This is a genomic window from Amycolatopsis sp. NPDC104775 (genome assembly GCF_055583325.1).
On the sequence record NZ_JBVJOE010000010.1, the window covers coordinates 198,701 to 217,776 of the forward strand.

Below are 19,076 nucleotides of genomic sequence, written 5' to 3' on the forward strand. Positions count from 1 at the left end.
GGGGGCGTTGTTGTGGGGGGGGGGGGGGGGGGGAGGGGGGAGGGGGGGAAAAGGGGGGGGGGGGGGGGGGGGGGGGGGGGGGGGGGGTCCTGCCCCCCCCCCCCCCCCCGCTTCTCCTTGTCAAGGATTCCGCGTCGGATAGCGCCGTCCGTCCCCCTGTTGGTGCCGGAATCCGCCTGTCTCGCCGTTGCCAGGAATGCCCGCGGACTGCCAGTGGTTGGCTTGCCTTCAGACAAAACGGGAGGCATTCATGGCGGAAATCGTTCTGGTACACGGCGCTTGGGCCGACGGGTCGGTATGGCTGGAGGTGACCGCGGCACTGCATCGGCAGGGACACCGGGTTCGCGCGGTGCATCTGCCGATGACTTCGCTCGCCGACGACATCGCTGAGGTCCGGCGGGAGATCGCCGCGCTCGCTGGCCCGGTCACCCTGGCCGCGCATTCGTACGGCGGCACTGTGATTTCCGGGGCAGCGAAGGACAATCCGCAGGTTAACGCTCTGGCTTACTTCGCGGCGTACGTTCCGGACGAAGGCGAGACCGTGCCTTCGCTGAACGACCACTTCCCGGAATCCCCTGGCTCTGCCGTCATGGCGTTCCGCGAGGACGGCTGGTCGTCGCTCGACCCGGAGCACTTCCACGACGCGCTCGCTGCCGACGTGGCTCCCGAACGCGCCGCCGCACTGGCCGCGGTGCAGCGACGCGCCCGCGCCGAATGTTTCGCCACGCCCGCGGGTCCTGGTGCCTGGCGTGATCTGCCGACTGCCTACGCGGTGTCCACAGAGGACCGGATTCTCCACCCCGATCTGCAACGATGGTTCGCTGAGCGGGCTGGGGCGGAGTGTGTCGAACTGGCCGCCAGTCATTACTCGCTGCTGTCCCAGCCAGAGGCGGTGGCCACGGTGATCGACAAGATCACCGCAAGCAGCAGCTAATTCTCCGCCGCGGCCGCGAGCACCGCGAAATCCTCCGCCCGCATCGGTCGCGCATGCCGGGGGCGCGGGGTTCGCGGTTCTCGCAGCACGGTGACCGGCACCGTCGTCAGCCCTAGCCGCAGCGCGACGGCGATCCGGTGGTTGCCGTCGAGCGTGCCGAAATCCTCGCAGAACCCGAGCCGCAACGGCGTCCGGATTCCGTGCCGTGCGATGTCCTCGGTGAGGGCGTCGAGGTGTCGCGGCGTGTCCACCAGCGCGGACCCCACCGCTTCCCGGTCCACCGCCCGATAGCGGACCACGAGCGACACAGGCAGTTCGACCGGCATCCACCCATCGTGGCACGGGGGAAATTCGGTTGCCCACTCCCGATCGGACAGCCGAGTATTCCGGCCATGACCATCGATTCCGCCCACCGTCGTCCGTCCCGCTGTCTCGCCGCGCGCGGCAAGCAGCAGACGACGCAGGAAGGGACTGCCCAGGCCGTCCGATGAGCGCCGCGCTCGTCGCGGGGCTCATCGCTGGGTACGGGATCGCCATGCCGGTCGGCGCGATCGGCGTGTACCTGGTCGAACTCACCGCACGCACGTCCTGGCGGGTCGGGGCGGCCGCGGCGATGGGCGTGGCCACCGCGGACGGCGTCTACGCCGTGCTCGCCACCACCGGCGGTGCCGCGCTGGCCCCATTGCTCGCCCCGATCACCACTCCCCTGCGCCTGACCTCCGCCGCCGCTCTGTTCGTGCTCGCCGCGTGGACCGCGGTCCGGGCTATCCGGCGGTATCGAGCCGCCGAAAGCCCTTTGCTGACAACAGAACCGCGCCCACTGCGGGCCTACGCCACTCTGCTCGGCCTGACCCTGCTCAATCCGTCCACCATCATCTACTTCACCGCGCTCGTCCTCGGTGACCGGTCGGCCAACGGCACCGTGTTCGCGGCCGCCGCGTTCGCTGCTTCGGCCAGCTGGCAACTGCTGCTGGCCATCGGCGGAGCATTGCTCGGCCGCGGCCTCACCGGCGCACGCGGACGGCTCGGCACCGCTTTGCTTTCCAGCGCGGTGATTCTCGTGCTGGCCGTGCGACTGCTCTGAACGGAGCTCACGCAGGCGGCTGCCAGGAGCGCAACGGCCTGAGCAGAGCGGTTTTCTTGTAGTGGTGCCCGGCCATCCGCCGGAGAATGTCGTCGAGGGTGACCACGGCTTCGACGACGTGCGGCCCCTTGTTGAGCATGACGCATTCGGCGCGCACCCCCATGGCGGCGTCGGTGATTTCGGCGCGGGAAGGGCGGCCGGTGCGAGCCAGCTGGTCGAGGACCTGCGTGGCCCAGATGACCGGCAGGTGCGCGGCCTCGCACAGCCAGAGGATCTCTTCCTGCAGTTCGGCAAGACGTTCGTAGCCGCATTCGACCGCGAGGTCGCCGCGGGCGATCATCACTCCGGCCCGCGGGCGGCGCATCGCGACGAACAGCAGTTCGGGCAGGTTTTCGAAGGCCTGCCTGGTCTCGATCTTGAGGATCACCCCCGGGTCGTCCCGCCCGCCGAGTTCGGCGAGCAGATCCTCGACGTCGCCCGCGGTGCGGACGAAAGACATCTGCACCAGGTCGGCCTGAGCGCGCACGAACGGCAGGCAGGCCCGGTCGGCCTCAGTCAGCGCGGGCACGGGCAATTCGGTTTCCGGCAAGTTGATTCCCTTGCCCGCGCGCAATCGGGAACCGCCGTCGCGGGCGCTGGTGATCCGGACCGTGAGGGCGTCTTCTCCGGTACCGACGACAGTTCCGCCGATCTTGCCGTCGTCAAACAGGATCGGGTCGCCCGGGCGCGCCGTCTCGAAGACTGCGGGCAGGGTGCAGCCGATCCGAGGCGGTTGCTGGACCGCGACCGGGGCACAGTCTCGGGTCAGGGTGAGCAAGTCTCCTTCGTACAAGGTGAGGAACTGCTCGACCGGGGGCAGCGCGCCGACTTCTGCCTCGATGCCGTCCTCGGCGCGCAGTACGGTTCCGGTGGCGAGGTAGGCCGTGTGGCGGGTGGAGGCCAGCACGCCAGCCGGACTCGCGGACGCGACGACGAGGGCACGCTGAGCACCGCGAGCGTCCCGGAAGCGTAACTTCTGTCCAGGTCGCACTGCGTCGAAGCCGGTGGTACGGACCGGGATCAGCTTGGCATCCGGCCGCGGCGGCCGGGTCGCGCCGACGGCCAGCCAGCACCACGCCCGCGCGGTCGGACGGCCCAGGTCGTCTCGACGGGGCCGGAGCTTGACGACACGCGGGCCGTCGGCCAGTGGACCGGTGCGCAGTTTCGGCCCGGCGAGATCCATCGCGATCAGGCACGACCGTCCGGCGTCGCTGGCGGCCGCCCGAACGTGGCGGATCATCGCTTCCCATTCCGCGGGACCGTCGTGGGCGCAGTTGATCCGGGCGAGGTCCATGCCCGCGCGGACGAGGGCGCGCGCCAGCGTCGAGTCGTGCGCGGCTTCAGTGGGCAGGGTGACCATGACGCGAGTACGCCGCTGCGCGGGCTCGGGACCGAGCAACGCCGTGCAGTTGCGGTTGAGACTGCGCGGACCGAGGGCGAAATCGTTGCGGCCTCCGGGTTTTCCGGTCAGCGCGGACGAGATGGCTTCCAGGCTGGCGCGCACATGCGGTTCGCTCCGGCCGAGGGACGACAGACCGTGTTCAGCCAGCCGGGTTTGGAGATCTCGCAGGTCTAACTGGCGCACGGCCCAGTAATGCGCGAGGTTGCGCGCGCCGGCGGCGTGGACCGGGGCGACTTCGCTGATTCGTGCCGACCAGTAGGACTCAGCGTCGGCGAGCACCGCGAACAGATGCTGGATTTCCTCGGTGAGCAGAGAGGATTCGCTGGCGAATGGTGCCGTTGTCACGCACTGAGCGTGCCGCGTCCGATCGGGCCGGAGCCAGGGCAGCAGAGCGCCGTTCGAGAAGCCTTTCGGCCTCGGCGAACGACGACAAAAGTCCCTGCCACCAGAACCGAAGTCCGCGTTTACCGAAGGTAGACGCTGTCTACCCTCAGGAGTGAGGCCAGGACCCGCGCCGAAGGAGCACAGATCATGCCCGTCGATCGCTCTCCCCGTGAACGCGTCGAAATCCGGTTGGTCGTCCAGCGGCTGACCGCGAAGTTCGCCACCCGCTATCCGGACGACCACATCGCGCACGTGGTCGACGACAGCTACCACGTCTTCGACACCGCGCGCATCCGCGACTTCATCCCGCTGCTCACCGAGCGGCGGGCCCACCGCGAACTCGCGGGATCACAAGGGTGAGCCGACCGTGCTTTCCCTTATCTCCAGGGAAAACGGCGGCTGCACCAAGCGCGGCTCAGCACTCTCGGTACCGGCGAGGCGGCGGTGGATCAGGTCGATCGCGGCCTCGGCGATAGCCGCCTTGTCCGGCGAGATCGTGGTGAGCGCGGGCAGGCTGAACGCGCTCTCCTCGGTGTTGTCGAAGCCGACGATCGCGATGTCGCCGGGCACCCGGAGCCCGTGCTCGGCCGCCGACCGCAGCGCGCCGACGGCCAGCAGGTCGTTGAAGCAGAACACCGCGTCCGGCGGTTCTGCCTGTGCTAGCAAGCGTTTCATCGCCGCCGCGCCCTCGGCACGGTGGTACTTCGCCACCGGCTCCACCAAGGAGTCCGCGGACGGCAAACCAGCGTCAGCCAACGCGGCCCGGTAACCGGCGAGCCGCAGCGACGACGTGCCGCGCTGGGGGTTCGCGCCGATCGCCGCGATCCGACGGCGGCCGAGCGAAACCAGATGCGACACCGCGGCGTGCGCGGCCCGCACGTTGTCGATCGCCACCCGGTCCAGCTCGACGTCCACCGCGTGTTCCCCGAGCAGCACCAACGGGATTTGCCCGTCCGCGTCCGGGAAATCGTCCGCTTCGAGCGCCTCGGGATGCACGAGCGCGCCGTCGACCAGATGCGGGCCCAGTGAGTCCACAGTGGCCCGTTCCCGGTCGCGAGTCCCTTGCGTCTGCTCGATCAGCACGCTCCACCCGCGGCGCTGCGCGGCGGTGATCACCAGCCCGGCCATCTCGCCGAAGTACGGAATGCTCAACTCCGGCACCATCAACGCCAGAAATCCGGTCCGCCCGCGACGCAGGTTGCGCGCGCCGACGTTCGGCCGGTACCCGGTCGCGGCCAGTGCCTCCTCGACGCGCCGCCGGTTCTCGGGCTTCACGAACGCGTAGCCGTTCACCACGTTCGACACGGTTTTCACCGAAACGCCCGCCAGCGTCGCGACGTCCTTCAGGGTCACGGCCACGCCGACTCCTCATCTTCTCCTGCCCGAGAGCCCATCACGAGCCCGCGAAGCTCCCGGCACCAGCCCCGACGACCACGTAGTGTAGCGACGTTTTGCCTGTTTACAACGTTGTTCCAACGATGTAAAAATAGCCCGGAGCTCAGCGGGGTGACGGGCGTCACGCCGCCGAGCGGGTTGCCCCAGTCGTCGGCTGCGAGGAGTCCGCCGTGTCCCCGTCCGTCCCCGCCCGCGTCGCTCTCATCGCGGGCACCGCCACCGCGCTCGTGCTCGCCGGGTGCACCAGCCGCGAGGAAACCCCGGCCGCGCAAAGCAACGGCTCCGGTCCGGCCGCCTCGGCCGCTTCCTCGGCTCCGGCCGCCGACGGCTGCACGATCGGCAAGACCGGGTACCCGAAGCTGGACCCGAAGACCGCGATCGTCGGCTTCTCCCAGTCGGAGAAGGAGGCGAACCCGTTCCGGATCGCCGAGACGCAGTCCATCCGCAGCGAGGCGGGCAAGCTCGGCATCCCGGCCGACCACCTGCTCACCACGAACGCGCAGAGTGACCTCAACAAGCAGATCTCGGACATCAAATCCCTGCTGGACCGGGGCGCGCAGCTGCTCATCGTGGCCCCGCTGAACTCCGACGGCCTGCAGCCCGCGCTCGACGCGGCGAAGGCGAAGAAGGTCCCGGTGGTCACCATCGACCGGCAGGTCACGTCGAAGCCGTGCACCGACTACCTCACCTTCATCGGGTCCAACTTCATCGAGCAGGGCCACCGCGCGGCCGCCGCGCTGGCGAAGGCCACCGGCGGCAACGGCAAGGTCGCGATCCTGCTCGGCTCGTCCGGCAACAACGTGACCACCGACCGCACCAAGGGGTTCAAGGACGAGCTCGCGAAGACGCCCGGGCTCACCGTGGTCGCCGAGCAGACCGGCGAGTTCGACCGGTCCAAGGGCCAGTCGGTGATGGAACAGCTGATCCAGAGCCACCCGGACCTCACCGCGGTGTACGCGGAGAACGACGAGATGGGCATCGGCGCGGTCAACGCGCTCAAGACCGCGGGCAAGAACCCCGGCAAGGACGTGAAGGTGGTGTCCGTCGACGGCACCCGGAACGCGGTGCAGCTGATCGTCGACGGCAGCTACAACGCGGTCGTCGAATCGAACCCGCGGTTCGGGCAGCTGGCGTTCCAGACGCTGCAGCAGTTCGAGGACGGCAAGCCGATCCCGCCGAGCATCGTCATCACCGACGACTCCTACGACGAATCGAACGCGGCCCAGAAGGTCGGGAACGCGTACTGATGACGAGCACGGCCGACACCCAGGTGGCGACCATGACCGCACCGGTGCTCGAGGTGACCGGGGTGACCAAACGGTTCCCCGGCACCGTGGCCCTCGACGACGTCTCCTTCGCTCTGCGGCGTGGTGAAGTCCACGCGCTGGTCGGGGAAAACGGCGCGGGCAAGTCCACTTTGATCAAAGTCCTCACCGGCGTGTACCGGCCGGACGAGGGGCAGGTGCGCCACCTCGGCGAGCCGGTCGAGTTCCGCAGGCCGATCGACGCGCAGCGCGCCGGAATCTCCACCATCTACCAGGAGGTCAATCTCGTTCCGCTGATGAGCGTGGCGAGCAACGTCTTCCTCGGGCGGGAACCGCGCACCCGCGCCGGCTTGATCGACTGGTCGGCGATGAACGAGCAGGCGCGCGAACTGCTCAGCGGGTACGGGATCGACACCGACGTGCGGCGTCCGCTGCACACGCTCGCGGTCGGCGCGCAGCAGATGGTCGCGCTGGCTCGCGCGGTGTCCACAAAGGCCGGTGTGGTCGTGATGGACGAGCCGACCTCTTCCCTTGAGCCGCGCGAAGTGGACACGTTGTTCGAGGTGCTGGCCCGGCTGCACGCGGACGACATCTCGGTGCTCTACGTGAGCCACCGGATGGACGAGCTGTACCGAGTGTGCGACAGCGTCACTGTGTTGCGCGACGGCCAAGTAGTCCACAGTGGACCGTTGAAGCCGTTGCCGCGCATCGAGCTGGTGTCGATGATGCTCGGCCGGGAGATCCGGCAGATCCGCGCTGAGGGCGTCACCGCGTTCGCCGAGGAGCATCACGCGGAGCAGGAACCGTTGCTGCAGGCCTCTCATTTATCCGGCGGGAACAAACTGCACGACGTTTCGGTGAGCGTGCGACCGGGCGAGGTCGTCGGGCTGGCCGGGCTGCTCGGGTCCGGCCGGAGCGAGACGGCACGGGCCGTGGTCGGGGCTTTCCCGCTCGAAGGCGGTACCGTGCTGGTGGCTGGGAAACCGTTGAAGCGCGGGAAGATCTCCGCGGCGATGCGAGCCGGGATCGCCCTGCTGGCCGAGGATCGCAAGGCGGACGGGATCATTCCGAACCTGTCCGTGCGCGAGAACATCGTGCTCGCCGCACTGCCTCGGCTGTCCACTTTCGGTTTCGTCAGCCGGTCCAAACAGGACCGCGTGGTGAAGACGTTCATGGAACGGTTGCGGATCAAGGCGTCCAGCCCGGAGCAGAAGGTGTCCGAGCTGTCCGGCGGAAACCAGCAAAAGGTACTGCTGGCGCGCTGGCTCGCTACCGGACCGAAGGTGCTGCTGCTGGACGAGCCGACCCGAGGCATCGACGTCGGAGCCAAAGCCGAGGTGCAAGCGCTCATCGACGAACTGGCCAAGGACGGGCTGGGCGTGCTGCTGATTTCGTCCGAACTGGAAGAGATTCTCGACGGCGCGGACCGGGTGGTCGTCCTGCGCGACGGCAGCGTCGCCACCGAACTGGCCGGCGACGCGGTCACCGAGGACAACGTGCTGGCGGCGATCGCCGCAGGGGGTGACAACGATGTCGACCGCGACACTGACGAGACCTGACCGCGCCCGCGTCACAAGCTGGCTGCAGAACTACGGCGTGTACCTGGCCGTGGTCGTACTGCTGCTGTTCAACATCGCGTTCACGAAGAACTTCCTGTCCGCCGCCAACTTCCGCACGCAACTGGTGCAGGCCGCGCCGGTCTGCATCGTCGCGCTCGGCATGGCACTGGTGATCGGCACCGAAGGCATCGACCTGTCGGTGGGCTCGGTGATGTCGGTCGCCGCGGCGCTCGTCCCGCTGTATCTCGGGGCCGGGCCGCTAATGGTGATCGTCGTCGCGCTGATCGCCGGGGTGGCGTCCGGGCTGTTCAGCGGATTCCTGGTGGCGCAGCTCGGGATTCAGCCGATCATCGCGACACTGGCGTTGCTCGTCGGCGGTCGCGGGCTAGCGCTCGTGATCGCGCACGGGCAACTGGTGCAACTGCACAACCCGGACTTCCTCGCGCTCGGCAGCGGCGACGTGCTCGGCGTGCCGATCATGGTCCTGGTGGCCGCGGTTCTCTCCGTGCTGGCCGGATTGCTGGTGCGGCGCACCACCTTCGGACGGCACCTGGTCGCGGTCGGCGGCAACCGTCCTGCCGCGACACTCGCCGGGCTTCCGGTCAAGCGCGTCCTGATCGGCGTGTACGCCATGTCCGGCGCGCTCGCCGCGATCGCCGGGGTGCTGTCCACCGCACGGCTCGCCGCGAGCGATCCCAACGATGTCGGCCTGCTGATGGAATTGTCCGCGATCACCGCCGTGGTGGTCGGTGGAACTCCGCTCACCGGCGGCCGGGTACGCGTGCTCGGCACGGTGTTCGGTGCCTTGCTCATGCAATTGGTGCACGCCACGCTGATCAAGCACGACCTGCCCGATTCCGCCGCGCAAATGGTGCAGGCCGCCATCATCGTCGCCGCGGTGTACGTCGCCAGGGAATGGAGCACGCGATGATCGCGACGACCACCGCCGCCCCGCCGTCGGAACGTGGCGCGGCGTTCGCGGCAGTCCTGCAACGCCAAGGTGCGGCCGTAGTGCTCGTGCTCGGCGTGGCCGGCGCGTGGTTTGCCTTCCCACGCTTCGGTTCCGCGGACAACCTGCGCGATCTCGCGTTGCAAAGTTCGTTCCTGGCAGTGATCGCGCTCGGCATGACTTTCGTGATCATTTCCGGCGGGATCGATCTGTCCGTCGGCTCGGTGTACGCGCTCGGCGGAGTGCTGGCCGCGTACGGTTCCCGTTACGGCCTGGTCGTCGCGATCCTGCTGCCATTGGTCGTTTGCGGGCTGATCGGATTCGTCAACGGAATTCTGATCGCGCGGACGAAAATGGTGCCGTTCATCGTCACGCTCGCCTCGCTGTTGTTCGCTCGCGGTCTCTTGCTGGCCTTGACCAAAGAGGGCGCCACGACGTACAAAGTGGAGCCAGGTTCGGCGTTGCTCTGGCTAGGGCAAGGCAAGATCTTCGGCGTCGGCGTACCGGTGTACCTCGCTTTGGTCCTTTTCGGACTCGGCGGGCTGCTGCTGCGCCGCACCCGGTTCGGCCAGTCGGTCTTCGCGCTCGGCGGCTCGGAACAGTCCGCGCTGCTGATGGGTCTTCCGGTGGCCCGCACCAAAATCACCCTCTACACGCTCAGCGGCACGCTCGCCGGATTCGCCGGCGTGCTCACCGCGGCCTATCTGCAATCGGGCGTCACCGTGCTCGGCGTCGGCACGGAACTCGACGCGATTTCCGTGGTGGTGATCGGCGGAACGCTGCTCACCGGTGGCGCGGGAACCGTCCTCGGAACGCTCGTCGGCGTGCTGCTGAAGACGCTGATCCAGAACGTCATCAACCAGGTCGGCACCCTCGATTCCAACTACCAGACGGTGGTCAGCGGCGCGTTCCTGCTGGTCGTCGTCGTGATCCAGCGGCTGCTGGCCCGCTCCCGCCGATCCTGACCCGTGCAGTTCCATCCGCGCTGATCCACCTGTCAGTAGGAGGTTCGACGATGGTCCGTCCTGCCCGCAGACCCGGCCGCCTGGCCACGGCAGCCGCCGCGCTCGCCGTGGCCGTGTCCGGGTTGTCGAGTGTCCCCGCCGCCGCGGCCGATCCGCCGCAATGGCACCGCCTCACCCCGCCCCTCACCACCCCCTGGACCAATCAAGTTTCCCCGAGCAACGCTCTCCCCGAGTACCCGCGGCCGCAGCTGACCCGCGACAACTGGCAGAACCTCAACGGCGTCTGGGAATTCTCCGCCGCCAAACCCGGCGACTCGCCGCCGATCAAACGCAGTCTCGACGAACGCATCCTCGTGCCTTATCCGGTCGAATCGGCGCTGTCGGGAATCATGCGGCACGAAACGTCGATGTGGTACCGGCGAACGTTCCAGGTGCCGAAGAACTGGCACGTCGGCGGCCGGGACCAGCGGTTGATCCTGCACTTCCAGGCGGTCGACTACGACACCACGGTGTGGGTCAACGGCCATCAGGTCGCCCGCCACACCGGCGGGTACGACGCGTTTTCCGCGGACGTCACCAACGCGTTGACCACGGGGAAAGACCAGGAAGTCGTCGTCGGCGTCACGGATCCCAATGACGCGGGCGGACAGCCTCTCGGCAAGCAGCGCAAACCCGGCGACGGGATCTTCTACACCCCGACGTCCGGCATCTGGCAGACCGTCTGGATGGAACCGGTGACCCCGGCCTACATCTCGCGGGTGGACACCACGCCGGACGTCGCCAGCGGCTCGGTCACCGTCAACGCCGTGGTGGGCGGGCCGGTGAAACAACGCGTGCAAGCCGTCGCCTACGACCACGGCCGCGTCGTCGGCTTCGCGTCCGGACCGGCGAACACTCCGTTGAAACTCAAGGTGAACAAGCCGCATCTGTGGACGCCGGACGATCCGTTCCTCTACGACCTGCGTGTCTCACTGTCCTCTGGGGACAGTGTCGGCTCGTACTTCGGGCTGCGGTCGGTTTCGATCGGCAAGACCGCGGACGGCAAGCAACGGATGCTGCTCAACGGCAAGTTCGTGATGCAGCTCGGCCCGCTGGACCAGGGTTTCTGGCCGGACGGCATCTACACCGCACCCACCGACGCGGCGTTGAAGTTCGACCTGGAGCAGGAAAAAGCGCTCGGGTTCAACATGGTGCGCAAGCACATCAAGGTCGAACCGGACCGCTGGTACTACTACGCGGACAAGCTCGGGCTGCTGGTGTGGCAGGACATGCCCGCGATGAAGGACGACATCGAGGCGACGCCCGCGTCCCAGGCCAATTTCGAATCCGAACTGCACCGGATGATCGACCAGCACCGCAGTTTCCCGTCGATCGTCACCTGGGTCCCGTTCAACGAAGGCTGGGGCGACTACGCCGTCGGCCGGATCGCCGACCAGGTCAAGGCCTGGGACCCGACCCGGCTGGTGGACGCGGAGTCCGGCGTGAACTGCTGCCGTTCCGAACCGGACAGCGGCCGCGGCGATCTCTACGACGACCACACCTACACCGGTCCCGGAACCCCCGTGCCGGACGCGAACCGCGCCGCGGTCGACGGCGAATACGGCGGCCTCGGTTTGAAGGTCGACGGCCACCAGTTCGACCCGGCGGGCAGCTTCGCGTACGAGATGGAACCGGACAGCGCCACGCTCACCCGGCGCTACGCCGAACTCCAGCAACGCCTGCTGCTCGCCGGACGGCAATGCGGCGTGTCGGCCGGGGTGTACACGCAGACCACCGACGTGGAAAAGGAGGTCAACGGCTTCTTCACCTACGACCGTCAGGTGAAGAAGATGGACTTCGCCGCCGTCCGGGCCGCGAACCTGTCGGTGATCAAGGGGGTTGACGGCTCACCGCAACAGGGCCCGGTGATCCCGCCCGGAACCCCGGGCATCGACGGCATCGCCGCGTACCCGTTCGACGAGAACAGTGGCACCACCGCGGCGGACGTCGTGGGCCACCACGACGCGACGCTCGTCGGCGGCGCTTCGTGGACCGCCGGACACAGCGGCTCGGCCCTCGCGGTGAACGGCTCCGGCCAGTACGCCGACACCGGTGCCCCGCTGGTGAAGACCGACCTGAGCTACAGCGTCGCCGCGTGGGTGAAGTTCAACGCGGTCGGCGACGGCTTCCAGACCGTGGTGAGCCAGGACGGCAACGACCACAGCGCGTTCTTCCTGCAGTATTCCGGCGCGGACCACAAGCTGGCGTTCAGCTTCGTGGGCACGCGGGCACTCGCCCCGATGACGCCGGAAGCCGGACGCTGGTACCACCTGGTCGGGGTCCGCGACGCCGCTACCGGGCAGTTGGCGCTGTATGTGGACGGGCAGCTGGCCGCGTCGCGCAGCGTTTGCCTTGGCGAGGCCTCCACTGGACACACGGTGATCGGCCGCGGCAAGTACGGCGGGAACCCGGTGGACTTCCTCAACGGGGCGGTCGACCAGGTACGGCTGTACGACCGGGCACTGTCCGCCGCGGAGGTGGCCAAGCTCTACGCGTCCTGATGAAGCACTGCTAGAAAGCGCCTGGACCTGCGAATTCGCGGGTCCAGGCGCTTCTCTTTTACTGCGCACGGCACCGGTACGATTCCGGCCGTGACCTCTGCCCCTCCCGCCGAATTGGCTCCCAGCGGTATCCGCCGCCGCGTCGCGCGAGTAGCGACGGAAGTGCTCGCCCCGTGGGTGTGGGTACTCGGCCTGCCGCTCGTGGTGGCCTGGCAAGTCACCGGCCACCAGCTCGGCGAAGCCGTCCTGTGGGGCCTGATCGTGGGCGTCACCGGCTCCCTGATCCCCATGGCGATCATCGTGCGCGGCGCGAAACGCGGAAAGTGGGACAGCCACCACGTCACCAACCGCGCCGGTCGGCTCGTGCCGTTCGCCGCGTGCATCGGATCCCTCGCGCTCGGCTTTGTCGTGCTGCTCGTCGGCGGCGCACCGCACGAGATGATCGCGCTTGCCGCCGCCGAACTGGCCTGTCTGGTCGTCGCTTTGGCAGTGACCTTCGGCCTGAAATTCAAAATCTCGATGCACGCCATGGTCGCCGCCGGGTCGACAGTGATGCTGATGAAGGTCTACAGCCCTTGGCTTGCCTTGCTTTTCCTGGCGGTCGCGTGGGTGTGCTGGTCGCGCGTCGAGCTGAAAGACCACACTGCCGCGCAGGTGAGCATCGGCGCGGTGGCAGGCGTCGTGATCGGCGGTGGCGGCTACCTAAGCCTTGCCGCCCTGCTCGCCTGAGGCCTCCCGCTTCGCCCGCACCCGCCGATAACTCCAGATCAGCAGCGCGAACAAGATCAGGCTGGACAGAATCAGGCTCGTCCCCGTGCTCCACCCGCTCAGCGGAAGCGAGCGCACCGTCCCCCACACGATGCCCGCGGCCAGCAACGCGAGCCCGGCCAGCACCGAACCGGCGATCCGCAGCGGCGAGGACACGCTCTCCTCGGCGGCCTTCATCGCCCGCGTCCGCACCGGGCCGACAAAGCGCTGCAGCGCCGGGAACTCCGAGGCCAGCACCAGCAATCCGGCGAGCACCAGCAGCAGTCCCGGCCCCGGCAGCACGAGCAGCACGATCCCGACGATCACCAGCGCCCCGCCGACGACCGAGAAGACCACCCGGCGCACCGGCTTTCCCCATCCCATCGGCTCAGTGTGCCGCCGGGCCCTCGTTACTGCCAGCTGGACTGTCCATACTGGACCCTTGAGGCGGACCGGCGCGTTTTTGTCGGTGCCGGATGCTTAGCTGCTCGCGTGGTCGAAACACTGCCTGACCTCATCCGCCGCTGGCAGGCGGGATGGGGCGCGTCCCGAGGATTCCGTCCCGCCGAAGAAACCCGCGGCGGGCTGCGAGTCCTGCTCGAACAACCGGATCGGCACCGCGAGATCATCGCGTTGTCCACCGATCCGGCGGTCCTGCGCGGTCTCGCCGACGAGGTCGCCGCCGCAACGCGCCCGAGCTGGCTGACCGTGCCCACGAACCAGCCGGAGACAGTCGAGGCGATCATGCGCGAGGCGGGGCTGAAAATCCGGGACGCCCGCGAAGCACTCATGACGATTCCTCTGCGCCGACATCCACCGCGTGCGGCCCCGCCGCCCTACACGTGCGCGACCTCGTGGACCGGAACGGTCTGCGAAACCGTGCTGCGACATCCCAATTCGGGCGTCGCGGCGCGGGGCGTCATGGCCGTGGTCGGCCCCGACGCGATCGCGGACCGGATCGAAACCGTCCCCGAGCATCGCCGCCGCGGTCTCGGCAGCGTGGTGATGAGTTGTCTCGCGGAAAACGCCGTGGCACACGGCGCGACCACCGGGATTCTCTTGGCGACCCCGGACGGGCACCAGCTGTATTCAACCCTCGGCTGGGCCACGCTCGCCACCGTCCTCATCGCCCAGAACCCGGCAGGCTGACATGGAATGGCTCACCGACACCCGGACTTCGTACGACACCGTGGCGGAGGACTACGCCACGTTCGTCCGCGACGCGCTCGGCACACAGCCGTATCTGCTTGCCGCGCTGCGGTTGTTCGCCGACCAAGTCGGCGACGGCCCAGTCGCGGACCTCGGTTGCGGTCCCGGCCAGGTGACTGCCCACCTCAACAGCCTCGGCGTAGCCGCGTACGGCGTCGACCTCTCCCCCGGCATGATCGAGGTCGCCCGGCGCGATTATCCAGCGCTGCGGTTCGAAGTCGGCTCGATGACCGAGCCGCTGCCCGCCGCTTCGCTGGCCGGGATCGTGGCGTGGCAGTCGGTCATCCATGTGCCCGACGACGCAGTCCCGGCGGTCTTCACGAACTTCCGCCAAGCCCTGCGCCCCGGCGGATTGCTCCAGCTGCTCTTCCACGTCGGCGACGAAACCCGGCTCAAAACCGAGGGCTACGGCGGCCACCCGATGAAGGTCCAGGTGCACCGCCGCCCGCGAGAACGCATGACGAGCTGGCTGCGCGACGCCGGGTTCACCGTCGAGGCCGAACTGGTCCTCGATCCGGAAACCCCAGCGCCGCAGGCAATCCTGACCGCGAGGAGCCGCCGTTAGTTCCCAGCCAGCAACTGCTCGAACGACACCGAGGCGTACTCGTCGTCCGGCTTCGCCTCGGGTGCCGCCGCGACCAGCTGAGCCAGCTCGCGACCAGCCCGCTCCACGCGCTGCTGCAACGCACCCGTCGCCTCGACGCTGCCCCAGTCCGACGACGCCGCGTACACGCCCGTCTGGACCACGGTCGCGCGAAGGTAGGCGAAGAGCGGCCGCAGCGCGAAGTCGAGCGCGAGCGAATGCCGTTCCGTACCGCCGGTCGCGGCGAGCAGCGTCGGCTTGCCGTCGAGCGCTTCCTTGTCCAGCACGTCGAAGAACGATTTGAACAGCCCGCTGTAGGAAGCGGTGAACACCGGTGTCACGGCGATCAGCCCGTCCGCACGAGTCACGGTGTCGATCACTTCCCGCAGCTTCGGGCTGGGGAACCCGGTGAGCATGTTGTTGGTGACGTCCACCGCGATGTCGCGGAGTTCGAACACCTCCACCGTCACGTCGTCGCCGACGAGCGCGGCGCGTGCGGCCTCGGCCAGCCGGTCGGCCAGCAGCCGCGTCGACGACGGCTGGCTCAACCCGGCGGTGACCACGGCGATAGTGCGTGCAGTCATGACCTCTCCCCTCAATCCGGCGGTACCCGGGTCAGGCGTGGACAGCCTGAGCCGCGGCCTTGAGCGATTCGTGCGTGGGCGCGTCCGGCACGTGCGCCGGCCGCTTCGCGTCCAGTTCCTTGCGCAGCACCGGCACGACCTCTTCGCCGAGCAGGTCGAGCTGCTCCAGCACGGTCTTGAGCGGCAGGCCGGCGTGGTCCATCAGGAACAGCTGGCGCTGGTAGTCGCCGAAGTGCTCGCGGAAGGTCAGCGTCTTGTCGATGACCTCCTGCGGGCTGCCCACGGTCAGCGGCGTCTGCTCGGTGAAGTCCTCCAGCGACGGTCCGTGCCCGTACACCGGCGCGTTGTCGAAGTAGGGCCGGAACTCGTTCCACGCGTCCTGCGACTTCGGCCGGATGAACGCCTGCCCGCCGAGCCCGACGATGGCCTGGTCGGCCTTGCCGTGCCCGTAGTGCTCGTAGCGCTGCCGGTAGAACGCGATCAGCTGCTGGAAGTGCGAGGTCGGCCAGAAGATGTGGTTGGCGAAGAACCCGTCGCCGTAGTAGGCGGCCTGCTCGGCGATCTCCGGGCTGCGGATCGAACCGTGCCACACGAACGGCGGCACGCCGTCGAGCGGGCGCGGCGTCGAGGTGAAGCCCTGCAGCGGGGTGCGGAACTTGCCCTCCCAGTCGACGACCTCCTCGCGCCAGAGCCGGTGCAGCAGCGCGTAGTTCTCGACGGCCAGCGGGATGCCCTGGCGGATGTCCTGGCCGAACCACGGGTAGACCGGGCCGGTGTTGCCGCGGCCCATCATCAGGTCGATCCGCCCGTCGGCCAGGTGCTGCAGCATGGCGTAGTCCTCGGCCAGCCGCACCGGGTCGTTGGTGGTGATGAGCGTGGTCGACGTCGAGAGGACGATCTTCTCCGTCTGTGCCGCGATGTTCGACAGCAGCACCGTCGGGTTCGCCGGCGCGGCGAACGGCGGATTGTGGTGCTCGCCGACGGCGAAGACGTCGAGGCCGACCTCCTCGGCCTTGAGCGCGATCTTGACCATCGCCTTGATGCGCTCGTGCTCTGTGGGCGTGACGCCCGTGGTGGGATCGGTCGTGACGTCGCCCACCGAGAAGATTCCGAACTGCATGACCGCTCCCTAGCCGGTTCGTTCCGTCCTTGCTTGTCTGCACAACTACTCGCGTGGAAGATGTATTCCAGCAGGACTATACCGGTGACCTGGGACACGCTCGCGGAGCGCGTGCGGGACGCAGCGGCCAGTTCCTGTCAGGGGGTGCGGATATCCTGCAGTACGGTGACGGCCCGGGGCCCCTGCTCCGGCCGCCTGTTTGCCCACCGAACAGCTCGCCTCGATCCGGGAGAACGACCTCGTGACTGCTGAGACTCTGTACGGGGCCGACGACCTGACCCACCTCGAAGGACTCGAGGCGGTCCGCAAGCGCCCCGGGATGTACATCGGCTCCACCGACAGCCGAGGCATCAACCACCTCTTCTCCGAGGTCGTCGACAACTCCACCGACGAGGGCGTGGCGGGGCACGCCTCGCGCATCGTCGTCACGCTGCACGCCGACGGCAGCGTCCAGGTGGACGACGACGGCCGCGGCATTCCCACCGGCGTGCACGCCAAATCCGGCCTCTCCGGCGTCGAGCTGGTGCTGACCCGGCTGCACGCCGGCGGCAAGTTCGGCGGCTCCGGGTACAAGACGTCCGGCGGCCTGCACGGCGTCGGCGCTTCGGCGGTGAACGCGCTGTCGCACCGCTTCGACGTCACGGTGAAGCAGAACGGCAAGGTGCACCAGATGTCGTTCGCGCACGGCGTGCCCGGCGTGTTCGACGGCCCCGGCCCGAAGGCGAAGTTCACCCGCCGCTCCGGGCTGAACCTCGTCGGCAAGATGAAGCGCGGTGAACGCAGCGGCACGTCCATCCGCTACTGGTACGACGCGCGGTACTTCGAAACCGGCGCGGCGCTCGACGTCGAAGGCGTGCGCACGAAGCTGCGCAACACCGCCTTCCTCGTGCCAGGCGTCACGTACGTGCTTCGCACCACGTTCGAGGACACCATCAACGAGGAGACCTTCCACTTCCCGAACGGGCTGGCGGACATGGTCGATTTCCTCGCCCCGGACAGCGAAAAACCCGTCTGCGGCACGCTGATGATCACCGGCGAGGGCACGTACAAGGAGAACGCGGCGGACGCCAACGGCGTCATGCAGTCCAATGTGGAGCGACACGCCGAGGTCGAGGTCGCGCTGCGCTGGGGCACCGGCTACGAGCGCACCGTGGAATGCTTCACCAACACCATCCGCAACGTGCACGGCGGCACCCACCGGCGCGGGTTCGACCGCGCGGTGACCCGGGCGCTGGTCGACGCGATCGGCAAAACGCGCGGGCTGCTCAAGGCGAAGGAGGACCCGCCGACCACCGAGGACGTGCTGGAGGGCATGACCGCGGTGATCCACGTCCGGCTGCCGGAGCCGCAGTTCACCTCGCAGACCAAGGACGAACTGTCCACCGCGGGCATCACGCGCGTGCTGCAGGGCATCGTCGACAAGCAGCTGCGCGCCTGGACCGAGGACCGGAAAACCAAGTCCGAGGCCAAGATCGTGCTGCAGAAGGTGGTCGACGCGGCCCGCGTGCGGCTCACCCAGAAACAGCAGAAGGACGCCGCCCGGCGCAAAACCGCGCTCGAGGGCGCCGCGATGCCGCCGAAGCTGGTCGACTGCCGCACCACCGGCGTCGCGCGCAGCGAACTGTTCCTGGTCGAGGGCGACAGCGCGCTCGGCTCGGCGCGGATGGCGCGGGTGTCGGAGTACCAGGCGCTGCTGCCGTTGCGCGGCAAGATCCTCAACGTGCAGAAGGCGTCGCTGGGCGACACGTTGAAGAACGCCGAGATCGCCTCGATCGTGCAGGTGCTCGGCGCGGGCACCGGCCGCACGTTCGACCTGTCCACGATGCGCTACGGCCGGGTCATCCTGATGGCGGACGCGGATGTCGACGGTTCGCACATCCGCACGCTGCTGATCACGCTGTTCGCGAAGTACATGCGCCCGGTGATCGAGGACGGCCGGCTGTACGCGGCCATGCCGCCGCTGCACAAGATCACCACGAAGGGCCGCGGCGGGGAGACCATCTTCACCTTCACCCAGCGCGAGATGGAGCAGAAGGTCGCCGAACTCGAAGCGGCGGGCAAGCAGGTCGTCACGCCGGTGCCGCGGTTCAAGGGCCTCGGCGAGATGGACGCCGACGAACTGTGGGAAACCACGATGAACCCGGCGACGCGCTCGGTCCGGCGGATCACGCTGGAGGACGTCGAGGCCGCGGAGCTGGCACTGGAACTGCTGATGGGCGAAAAGGTCGAGCCGCGGCGCAACTGGCTGGTCGAATCGTCCGACCGCGTCGACCGCGACGCCATCGACGTCTGAGTTTTCCGTTCGTTCCCAAGGAGT

General features: G+C 68.4%; 18 protein-coding genes. 12 read left to right on the top strand and 6 right to left on the bottom strand.

The annotated features are described in order from the left end of the window. The first annotated feature begins 250 nt into the window (after positions 1 to 250). Positions 251 to 934, top strand: coding sequence for an alpha/beta fold hydrolase (locus tag ACZ63D_RS35170; RefSeq protein WP_465358647.1), 684 nt, complete (start codon positions 251 to 253; stop codon positions 932 to 934). Here the strand turns inward: ACZ63D_RS35170 and ACZ63D_RS35175 are convergent. Next, on the bottom strand, positions 931 to 1,260 hold the full coding sequence (locus ACZ63D_RS35175) for a ParB N-terminal domain-containing protein (protein WP_465358648.1): 330 nt from the start codon (positions 1,258 to 1,260) through the stop codon (positions 931 to 933). The genes ACZ63D_RS35170 and ACZ63D_RS35175 overlap by 4 nt on opposite strands. A 161-nt stretch (positions 1,261 to 1,421) precedes the next feature. Between ACZ63D_RS35175 and ACZ63D_RS35180 the strand changes: the two genes are divergently transcribed. Beyond that, positions 1,422 to 2,018: a LysE family transporter gene (locus ACZ63D_RS35180; RefSeq protein ID WP_465358649.1), complete on the top strand. Its 597-nt coding sequence runs from the start codon at positions 1,422 to 1,424 to the stop codon at positions 2,016 to 2,018. 7 nt (positions 2,019 to 2,025) lie between these two features. Here the strand turns inward: ACZ63D_RS35180 and ACZ63D_RS35185 are convergent, their stop codons facing one another. Then, positions 2,026 to 3,804: a pyruvate kinase gene (locus ACZ63D_RS35185; protein WP_465358650.1), complete on the bottom strand. Its 1,779-nt coding sequence runs from the start codon at positions 3,802 to 3,804 to the stop codon at positions 2,026 to 2,028. A gap of 186 nt (positions 3,805 to 3,990) precedes the next feature. On the opposite strand from ACZ63D_RS35185, the gene ACZ63D_RS35190 reads away from it, so the two are divergent. Then, complete coding sequence (locus tag ACZ63D_RS35190; protein WP_465358651.1) at positions 3,991 to 4,203, top strand: three-helix bundle dimerization domain-containing protein; 213 nt, start codon at positions 3,991 to 3,993, stop codon at positions 4,201 to 4,203. Here the strand turns inward: ACZ63D_RS35190 and ACZ63D_RS35195 are convergent. Next, positions 4,192 to 5,202: a LacI family DNA-binding transcriptional regulator gene (locus ACZ63D_RS35195; RefSeq protein ID WP_465358652.1), complete on the bottom strand. Its 1,011-nt coding sequence runs from the start codon at positions 5,200 to 5,202 to the stop codon at positions 4,192 to 4,194. The genes ACZ63D_RS35190 and ACZ63D_RS35195 overlap by 12 nt on opposite strands. A gap of 206 nt (positions 5,203 to 5,408) precedes the next feature. On the opposite strand from ACZ63D_RS35195, the gene ACZ63D_RS35200 reads away from it, so the two are divergent. The 6 genes from ACZ63D_RS35200 to ACZ63D_RS35225 all read left to right on the top strand — a co-directional run bounded on the left by ACZ63D_RS35200 (position 5,409) and on the right by ACZ63D_RS35225 (position 13,245). Next, a complete protein-coding gene (locus tag ACZ63D_RS35200) occupies positions 5,409 to 6,485 on the top strand; it encodes an ABC transporter substrate-binding protein (RefSeq protein WP_465358653.1) in 1,077 nt (358 codons plus the stop codon). After that, entirely contained in the window at positions 6,485 to 8,062 is a 1,578-nt protein-coding gene (locus ACZ63D_RS35205) for a sugar ABC transporter ATP-binding protein (protein ID WP_465358654.1), read from the top strand. The genes ACZ63D_RS35200 and ACZ63D_RS35205 overlap by 1 nt, the downstream gene beginning before the upstream one ends. Then, a complete protein-coding gene (locus ACZ63D_RS35210; RefSeq protein ID WP_465358655.1) occupies positions 8,034 to 8,993 on the top strand; it encodes an ABC transporter permease in 960 nt (319 codons plus the stop codon). The genes ACZ63D_RS35205 and ACZ63D_RS35210 overlap by 29 nt, the downstream gene beginning before the upstream one ends. Beyond that, a complete protein-coding gene (locus ACZ63D_RS35215) occupies positions 8,990 to 9,976 on the top strand; it encodes an ABC transporter permease (RefSeq protein ID WP_465358656.1) in 987 nt (328 codons plus the stop codon). Before ACZ63D_RS35210 ends, ACZ63D_RS35215 begins: the two co-directional genes overlap by 4 nt. A 50-nt stretch (positions 9,977 to 10,026) precedes the next feature. Continuing rightward, positions 10,027 to 12,516, top strand: a complete 2,490-nt coding sequence (locus ACZ63D_RS35220; protein ID WP_465358657.1) for a LamG-like jellyroll fold domain-containing protein — start codon at positions 10,027 to 10,029, stop codon at positions 12,514 to 12,516. A 90-nt stretch (positions 12,517 to 12,606) separates the two neighbouring features. Then, the gene (locus ACZ63D_RS35225) at positions 12,607 to 13,245 is read left to right on the top strand and encodes a hypothetical protein (protein WP_465358658.1); all 639 of its coding nucleotides are present in this window, start codon (positions 12,607 to 12,609) and stop codon (positions 13,243 to 13,245) included. On the opposite strand, the gene ACZ63D_RS35230 is transcribed toward ACZ63D_RS35225, so the two are convergent. Next, positions 13,219 to 13,647 carry a PGPGW domain-containing protein gene (locus ACZ63D_RS35230; RefSeq protein ID WP_465358659.1) on the bottom strand — a complete coding sequence of 143 codons (429 nt, stop codon included), beginning with the start codon at positions 13,645 to 13,647 and terminating at the stop codon, positions 13,219 to 13,221. The genes ACZ63D_RS35225 and ACZ63D_RS35230 overlap by 27 nt on opposite strands. 108 nt (positions 13,648 to 13,755) lie before the next feature. Here ACZ63D_RS35230 and ACZ63D_RS35235 point away from each other — a divergent pair, with 108 nt between their 5' ends. Both ACZ63D_RS35235 and ACZ63D_RS35240 read left to right on the top strand, forming a co-directional pair. Continuing rightward, a complete protein-coding gene (locus tag ACZ63D_RS35235) occupies positions 13,756 to 14,412 on the top strand; it encodes a GNAT family N-acetyltransferase (protein ID WP_465358660.1) in 657 nt (218 codons plus the stop codon). Between the two features lies 1 nt (position 14,413). Next, positions 14,414 to 15,037: a class I SAM-dependent DNA methyltransferase gene (locus ACZ63D_RS35240; RefSeq protein WP_465358661.1), complete on the top strand. Its 624-nt coding sequence runs from the start codon at positions 14,414 to 14,416 to the stop codon at positions 15,035 to 15,037. Here the strand turns inward: ACZ63D_RS35240 and ACZ63D_RS35245 are convergent. Both ACZ63D_RS35245 and ACZ63D_RS35250 read right to left on the bottom strand, forming a co-directional pair. Then, on the bottom strand, positions 15,034 to 15,639 hold the full coding sequence (locus tag ACZ63D_RS35245; RefSeq protein ID WP_465358662.1) for an FMN reductase: 606 nt from the start codon (positions 15,637 to 15,639) through the stop codon (positions 15,034 to 15,036). The genes ACZ63D_RS35240 and ACZ63D_RS35245 overlap by 4 nt on opposite strands. 31 nt (positions 15,640 to 15,670) lie before the next feature. After that, positions 15,671 to 16,759, bottom strand: coding sequence for an LLM class flavin-dependent oxidoreductase (locus ACZ63D_RS35250; protein ID WP_465358663.1), 1,089 nt, complete (start codon positions 16,757 to 16,759; stop codon positions 15,671 to 15,673). A gap of 241 nt (positions 16,760 to 17,000) precedes the next feature. On the opposite strand from ACZ63D_RS35250, the gene ACZ63D_RS35255 reads away from it, so the two are divergent. After that, positions 17,001 to 19,052 carry a DNA gyrase/topoisomerase IV subunit B gene (locus ACZ63D_RS35255; RefSeq protein ID WP_465358664.1) on the top strand — a complete coding sequence of 684 codons (2,052 nt, stop codon included), beginning with the start codon at positions 17,001 to 17,003 and terminating at the stop codon, positions 19,050 to 19,052. The last annotated feature ends 24 nt before the right edge of the window (positions 19,053 to 19,076 follow it).

Bases quoted from the DNA above. Each gene is read 5' to 3' on its own strand.
- ACZ63D_RS35170 (WP_465358647.1), top strand. From the start codon at position 251: ATGGCGGAAATCGTTCTGGTACACGGCGCTTGGGCCGACGGGTCGGTA.
- ACZ63D_RS35175 (WP_465358648.1), bottom strand. From the start codon at position 1,260: ATGCCGGTCGAACTGCCTGTGTCGCTCGTGGTCCGCTATCGGGCGGTG.
- ACZ63D_RS35180 (WP_465358649.1), top strand. From the start codon at position 1,422: ATGAGCGCCGCGCTCGTCGCGGGGCTCATCGCTGGGTACGGGATCGCC.
- ACZ63D_RS35190 (WP_465358651.1), top strand. From the start codon at position 3,991: ATGCCCGTCGATCGCTCTCCCCGTGAACGCGTCGAAATCCGGTTGGTC.
- ACZ63D_RS35205 (WP_465358654.1), top strand. From the start codon at position 6,485: ATGACGAGCACGGCCGACACCCAGGTGGCGACCATGACCGCACCGGTG.
- ACZ63D_RS35210 (WP_465358655.1), top strand. From the start codon at position 8,034: ATGTCGACCGCGACACTGACGAGACCTGACCGCGCCCGCGTCACAAGC.
- ACZ63D_RS35215 (WP_465358656.1), top strand. From the start codon at position 8,990: ATGATCGCGACGACCACCGCCGCCCCGCCGTCGGAACGTGGCGCGGCG.
- ACZ63D_RS35220 (WP_465358657.1), top strand. From the start codon at position 10,027: ATGGTCCGTCCTGCCCGCAGACCCGGCCGCCTGGCCACGGCAGCCGCC.
- ACZ63D_RS35230 (WP_465358659.1), bottom strand. From the start codon at position 13,647: ATGGGATGGGGAAAGCCGGTGCGCCGGGTGGTCTTCTCGGTCGTCGGC.
- ACZ63D_RS35240 (WP_465358661.1), top strand. From the start codon at position 14,414: ATGGAATGGCTCACCGACACCCGGACTTCGTACGACACCGTGGCGGAG.
- ACZ63D_RS35245 (WP_465358662.1), bottom strand. From the start codon at position 15,639: ATGACTGCACGCACTATCGCCGTGGTCACCGCCGGGTTGAGCCAGCCG.
- ACZ63D_RS35250 (WP_465358663.1), bottom strand. From the start codon at position 16,759: ATGCAGTTCGGAATCTTCTCGGTGGGCGACGTCACGACCGATCCCACC.